This window comes from Sphingopyxis sp., from assembly GCF_036402335.1.
GTDB lineage: Bacteria > Pseudomonadota > Alphaproteobacteria > Sphingomonadales > Sphingomonadaceae > Sphingopyxis.
Genome location: NZ_DASWTD010000200.1, coordinates 1 through 4,178, shown reverse-complemented (window position 1 = coordinate 4,178; position 4,178 = coordinate 1). Strand labels below are relative to the sequence as shown.

The 4,178-nt window shown below is 64.1% G+C and carries 3 protein-coding genes, 1 tRNA gene and 2 pseudogenes; 2 read left to right on the top strand and 4 right to left on the bottom strand.

The genetic code is table 11. The annotated features are described in order from the left end of the window. A pseudogene (locus VGD20_RS06395) lies at positions 1 to 243 on the top strand (ATP-dependent helicase); the annotation flags it as partial. A 24-nt stretch (positions 244 to 267) separates the two neighbouring features. Here VGD20_RS06395 and VGD20_RS06390 read toward each other — a convergent pair. Continuing rightward, positions 268 to 1,284: an NADP-dependent oxidoreductase gene (locus VGD20_RS06390; protein WP_331133655.1), complete on the bottom strand. Its 1,017-nt coding sequence runs from the start codon at positions 1,282 to 1,284 to the stop codon at positions 268 to 270. Between the two features lie 85 nt (positions 1,285 to 1,369). Here VGD20_RS06390 and VGD20_RS06385 point away from each other — a divergent pair. Beyond that, a tRNA-Ala gene (locus tag VGD20_RS06385) sits at positions 1,370 to 1,445 on the top strand. A 17-nt stretch (positions 1,446 to 1,462) separates the two neighbouring features. Here VGD20_RS06385 and VGD20_RS06380 read toward each other — a convergent pair. From VGD20_RS06380 to VGD20_RS06370, 3 genes and pseudogenes are all read right to left on the bottom strand, one after another. Then, positions 1,463 to 2,626 (bottom strand): acyl-CoA dehydrogenase family protein, encoded by a 1,164-nt coding sequence (locus VGD20_RS06380; protein WP_331133654.1) that lies wholly within the window; start codon positions 2,624 to 2,626, stop codon positions 1,463 to 1,465. 77 nt (positions 2,627 to 2,703) lie between these two features. Then, on the bottom strand, positions 2,704 to 3,600 hold the full coding sequence (locus VGD20_RS06375; protein ID WP_331133653.1) for a DUF4349 domain-containing protein: 897 nt from the start codon (positions 3,598 to 3,600) through the stop codon (positions 2,704 to 2,706). Positions 3,601 to 3,674: 74 nt separating this feature from the next. Beyond that, positions 3,675 to 4,178: pseudogene (locus VGD20_RS06370) on the bottom strand (DNA helicase II); the annotation flags it as partial.

Genomic DNA, 4,178 nt, shown 5'->3' with positions numbered 1-4,178 from the left:
GACGACGAAGAAGCCGAACCGCGGCGCGGCCGTTCGGCGCGCGGCGGACGTGGCAAGAGTGCTGCGAAGGCGGAGAAAACGCCCGCCCGTCCCGCGACTGCGGCTTCCGAGGCACGACCGGCCAAACCGCCGCGTGGCGATCGCAAGCCCACGCCTTCGCCGCGGCATGACGATGTGGATGGTCCGGACGACGGCTGGAATGGTCCGATGCCGGACTTCCTGTCGGTCGGTTTCGGCAGCTAAAACCCGCCTGCGCCGGGAAGACGGTCAGAGCCTGACCAGCATCTTTCCGGTATTGGCGCCCGAGAACAGCCCGAGGAAGGCTTCGGGGGCCGAGGCCAGCCCATGGTGAACGGTCTCGCGTATCGTCACCGCACCGCTGGCGATCAGGCCGCCCATGTCGGCGTAGAATTCCTCCATACAGTCGATGAACTGGTCGGTGTAGATAAAGCCCTCCATCCGGATCCGCGCCGGGATCGAGCGGATCAGATATTTCATCTCCTGCGGCTTTCCGTCGTTGTAGACGTCGATCATGCCGCAGATCGCAAAGCGGGCGAAATCATTTGCCGTGGCAAACGCCGCGTCGAGATGTTCGCCGCCGACATTGTCGAAATAGACGTCGACCCCGGGCTTGCCGAGGCGTTCGAGCGCCGCGGCGAGTTGCGGCAGCACGGCCCCCGCCTTGTAGTCGATCGTCGCATCGGCCCCGAGATCGTCGACCCAGGCGCATTTCGCGGCGCCGCCAGCCGAAGCGATGACGGTCATTTCGCGCGCCTTGGCAATTTGCACCACCGCCGATCCGACGGCGCCGGCCGCGGCCGACACAAAGACGGTATCGCCAGGCTTCGCGGCGGCAACGCGGAGCAAGCCGATCCACGCGGTTCCGCCCGTCAGGCCCATATTGTGCAGGAAGGTTTGCGGGGTCATTCCCGCCGCCAATGCCTCGGCGGGCAGTTTGTTCGGCATCATGTCGAGACCGATGATTCCGCCGTCGCGCCAACCGCCCATATGAAGGATCAGGTCTCCCGCTGCGAAACCCTCCAGCCTGCTTTCGAGCACTTCGCCGATCGCACCGCCGGTCATCGGCTGATCGATCTGGAAGCTTGCCGAGTAGCTTCTCGCATCGTTCATGCGGCCGCGCATATAGGGATCGACCGACAGCCACAGGTTCCGAACGCGAAGCTGGTCGTTGTCGAGCGGCGCGTCGGGCAGGTCAAGCAACGCGAAATTATCGATCGTTGGCAGCCCGTGCGGGCGGCTGGTCAAATGCCATGCCTTGGCCATCGGAATCCCCCATTCCATATTCGGCGGCGACCGCCAGAAAAGCCGTTGCCACCGCCCTGCGGTGCCGTTAAGACCCGCCGGTCGCGGGGCCGTAGCTCAGATGGGAGAGCGCTGCAATCGCACTGCAGAGGTCAGGGGTTCGATTCCCCTCGGCTCCACCAGCGACCCTTCCGACCGATCAGCCCGCAAAGTCGCGAATCATGTTCTTCGCGATGACTAGCTGCTGGATCTGCGTCGTCCCTTCATAAATCCGGTAAATGCGGCAGTCGCGATAGAAGCGCTCGGCCAGATATTCCTTGAGGTAGCCCGCACCGCCGTGGATCTGCACCACGCGGTCGGCGACGCGCCCGCACATCTCGCTCGCGAACATCTTGGTTGCCGCTGCCTCGACCAGGATTTTCTCGCCGCGGTCGGCGCGCGCGCAGGCGTCGGCGAGCATGCACTCGGCGGCGTAAATTTCAGCCTTGCTGTCGGCGAGCATCGCCTGGATCAGCTGGAAGTTCGCGATCGGCTCGCCGAACGCCTTGCGTTCCATCGCATATTTGAGCCCCGCGTCGAGCATCCGCTTCGCATAGCCGACGCTCGCCGCGGCGACCGAAAGACGGCCGTTGTCGAGGCTCTGCATCGCCGCGCGAAAGCCGATACCTTCCTCGCCGCCGAGCAGTGCGTCGCCGTCGACGTGCACATCCTCGAGAATCACGTCGGCAATCTGCGAGCCGGCCTGACCCATCTTGCCGTCGGGCTTGCCGATCGACACGCCGGGCGCATTGCGCGGCACCATGAAGGCGCTGACATGGGCGTTCTTGGGCAGGGCTTCGGCGTTGGTCCGCGCCATCACGAGGATCACGTCGGCAAAGGGGGCGTTGGTGATGTAGCGCTTCGTGCCATTGAGGACATAGCCGTTGCCGTCGCGCACGGCGCGGGTCTTCATCGCGGCGCTATCCGATCCGCTGTCGGGTTCGGTAAGACCAAAGGCTGCGATCGATCCCGCCGCGAGCTTCGGCAGCCAATATTCCTTCTGCTGTTGCGTGCCGAAACCGACGAGCGATTTGCACACCATGCCGATGTTGATTGAAACGATGGAACGGTAGGCGGGCGAGGCGTAGGCGAGTTCGCGGATGAATCCGACATATTGGCTGACGTTCATCCCCGCGCCGCCATGTTCCTCGGGCATGGTGACGCCGAACAGGCCCATTTCACGCATTTCACCAAGGATATCGTCGGGAACGCGGCCGAGTTCTTCAAGCTGGTCTTCCGCGGGGATCAGCCGCTCGCGGACATAGCGCTGCAGCTGTTCCATAAAGGCTTCATAGATATCGGCGTCCATTCCCGGATTGGTCATCGCTTTTCTGTCCCTTGCCGCGTCATGGCCTTGCCATAACGCGGCGTTGGACCTTTGCAAGCGACCCCGGGTTCGCGTCAGCTGGCTGACGGAGGCGTTTCGTGTGTGGCGGGCTTCGCCATTTGCTGGCGGACAGCGACCATGAAGCGGCTGCGCCAGAAGGCAACGATCAGCCCCAAGAGAATGGCCCAGGGCAGCAAGGCCGCACCGAGCGTCAGGGTGAAAGACAGCGCCGTGCTGCCGCTGCGCATCAGCGTTTCGCCAGCGTCGGCAAAGGGATTTTCATGACCGATGCCGGGGAGGCGGCCGTCGCTGACATAGTTGAACGCGACGCTCGTCCACGCGATGCGTGCCTCGCCGCTGCGGCGGGCCTGGCGCTCGTCGCCGATCTGGCCGCGGAGCTGGCTGATCTGCGCGAGCAGCTCGGCGCGCTCGCGCTTGTCGAGTCCGCCTGATTTCAGCCGTTCTTCGAGGCGAGCAATTTCGGTTTCCGAGCCGGCGCTGCGTTGTTGCGAAGCGAGGATTTCGGTCCCCACGTCCTCGCCGGCGACGCTCGCATCGGCAAGCACGCCCTCGGCTTTTTCGACGCTGGCGATCGCATTCGCACCGAATTTGCGGGCGATGCCGGGGTCAAGCTTGAACTGGGTTTGCGCCTCGACGAGTTTCTCGTCGGTGAGTTGATAGCGGACGTCGACGATGCGGCAGCGCTGGACGCCCAAGGCCTCGCATGCGGCGGCATGTTCTTCCTGCACCTTGGCAATGCGGTTGTCGGCAAGGCGGAAGGCGTAACTATAGTCGAAGGCAACGCCGGGAGCGGCCTCGACACCGATGCGGGGTGTCGCGGCATCGGCGGCACTTTCCCCGGCGACAGCTTCGGTAGTGGAGGTATCGGTCGTGGCAGCTTCTTCGGCCGATTTTTCCGAGCAGCCGATCAGGGCGAGCGCTATCGCGCCCGCTAAGAGCTTATTTCGCATTCAGATTCTCCCAAAACGCGACTCGTTGGCCGCGGGAGATGGCATATCATAACTAAAGAGGTAGACAATAGAAATCAGGCCGCGTTGACGAAGCTGTCGAGCACCCTCTTGCTGCCGGCTTGATCGAACTCGACCTCGAGCTTGTTGCCGTCGATATCCATGATTTCGCCGTATCCGAATTTCTCGTGGAAGACGCGCATCCCGATGGCAAGGTCCGAGCGCGCCTTGGCGCCGACCGAAGCCGCCGGCCCCCTTTCGCTGGGCGCTGGCGCGCGGGTGACGGTCGAGGAGGAGGCGAGGGCGCGCTGCCATGCGGGGCCGCGGGTCATCGTCCGCGCGGGCTGGCGTTCGGCGACATGCGCAAAGGGATCACCCTGCGCCGACCAGTTCGCACGCCACAGGCTGGCGCCACCGCCGAAGCTGTTTTCGCTGTCGACATGTTCGGGCGGGATTTCGGCAATGAAGCGGCTGGGGATGCTGCTCATCCACTGGCCGTAGATGCGGCGGTTCGCCGCGTGATAGATGCTTGCGCGCTGGCGCGCGCGGGTGATCGCGACATAGGCGAGGCGGCGTTCCTC